This window comes from Paenibacillus barcinonensis (assembly GCF_003217495.1).
Classification (GTDB): Bacteria; Bacillota; Bacilli; order Paenibacillales; family Paenibacillaceae; genus Paenibacillus; species Paenibacillus barcinonensis.
This window is the reverse complement of the sequence record NZ_QJSW01000061.1, coordinates 1-1637: the sequence shown is the minus strand read 5'-3', so window position 1 is coordinate 1637 and position 1637 is coordinate 1. Positions and strand designations below refer to the sequence as shown.

At 39.6% G+C, this 1637-nt stretch carries 2 protein-coding genes; both read right to left on the bottom strand.

Translation table 11 applies throughout. The features are described from left to right. Positions 1-630: 630 nt before the first annotated feature. Positions 631-1023: a contact-dependent growth inhibition system immunity protein gene (locus DFQ00_RS28620; protein ID WP_110899772.1), complete on the bottom strand. Its 393-nt coding sequence runs from the start codon at positions 1021-1023 to the stop codon at positions 631-633. 204 nt (positions 1024-1227) lie between these two features. Beyond that, a complete protein-coding gene (locus DFQ00_RS28615; protein ID WP_146236245.1) occupies positions 1228-1446 on the bottom strand; it encodes a hypothetical protein in 219 nt (72 codons plus the stop codon). Positions 1447-1637: the final 191 nt, after the last annotated feature.

The following is a 1637-nucleotide window of genomic DNA, read 5'->3' as shown; positions in this document are numbered from 1 at the left end:
TGAGTAACTTTTCCATCATTTTTCTTCCTTCTTCTTAATAAGTTAATAATCATTGCGGGGATTTCTTATAACGTTCCTGTATTCATGAACCCCAAAGGGGTTGTCTGCTGAAATCCCTCCTCGAAATCCACCTCGCAGACCAAGGCTTCGAAGAAGCCGCTGCTTGAATATGATGTTATTGGACGGTCTTGCCTTCTTCGAATCTACTGCACATTTCTCTTCAATGTTTCTTCATGTATGTGTTTTATGTGTTTTTTGATCTTTCATGGTTCTCATTTTTTATGTCATTTCATTTTCAATGGTCTTCGTTCTCAATATGTCCTTGATCCTCAATCTCTTTTGATCTTTTAAATGTTACTTGACCTTTTATTTAATCCGATTTTTTAAAATCGCTTTTGTCCTTCCATGTCATTTGATCTCTTCTTTGATCCTTTTTGGTTAATCGATTTTTGACCTTTCAATTCTTTCATCTGATCCATTCAAGGTTTTTAATCCATTGCAAGTCTGTTCCAATAACGTTCCTGTATTCACGACTCGACGCATGTCGAGTGTCCGGTATATGCCGGACCCAGGGCGTATGCCCGCAGCGTGAATATTATGTTATGTGGTGTACCGACTTCTTGAATTGACTTACAAATCGCTTCTGTATTTACGTATTTGCTCTTCTACTATATTTCTCGCTTCTTCATAGGTTCTAATCACTTCATCCAATTCATTCTTTAATTCTTTATGTTCGTTCCAATATTCCTTCTCTACTTTGAGCACCGAACAAAATAAATCTCCGATGTACATATCTCCGGATTCTAATGGGTTCTGTATCAATTTCTCTATGCCTAGTGGCAAAATCAAATTTAGATTTATTTGTTGTCCGATCAAAAGTCTTAAATCTTCATTATTCAATTCGTATAGAGGTTTTTTCCTTAATTGATGTACTTGTATCACTAATGAGGAAGCAAAATTCGGTTCATCCCAATATTCGCCTTCCAGCTCTTCAAGGGTTTTGGTTAGATCGACTTGCTGCATAGGTTCACCCTCTTAAATAAATAGTTTCTGGTATGTCACATAACGTCCCTGTATTCATGAACCCCGAAGGGGTTGTCTGCTGAATTCCCTCCTCGAATTGCATCCAGCAGACCAAGGCTCCAATGGAGCCGATGCTTGAATATTATGTTATACGCTTCCCCTGACATCTTCGAAATACCTCCAAAATATGCTTTGCCCTGTCCTTCATGTCCCTTCGATCTTCAATGTCTTTTCGACCTTCAATATCTCTTCAATCTGTAATGTCTCTTCGACCTTCAATGTCTCTTCGATCTTTAATGTCCCTTCGATCTTTAATGTCCCTTCGACCTTCAATGTCTCTTCGATCTTTAATATCCCTTCGACCTTCAATGTCTCTTCGATCTTTAATGTCCCTTCGACCTTCAATGTCTCTTCGATCTCCATCTAGTATCGCGGCTGGAAGGGATTCAAAGAATCATCGGATTAACTCGCGGAGTAATTTATCATCAATCAATATATTTTGTCTCTCAGGGGTTGCGTATAACGTTCCTGTATTCATGAACCCCGAAGGGGTTGTCTGCTGAAATGCCTCCTCGAAATCCATCCCGCAGACCCAGGCTCCGAAGGAGCCGCAG

Excerpts from the sequence above, each read along its gene's own strand:
- DFQ00_RS28620 (WP_110899772.1), bottom strand. The coding sequence starts at position 1,023 with ATGCAGCAAGTCGATCTAACCAAAACCCTTGAAGAGCTGGAAGGCGAA.
- DFQ00_RS28615 (WP_146236245.1), bottom strand. The coding sequence starts at position 1,446 with ATGGAGATCGAAGAGACATTGAAGGTCGAAGGGACATTAAAGATCGAA.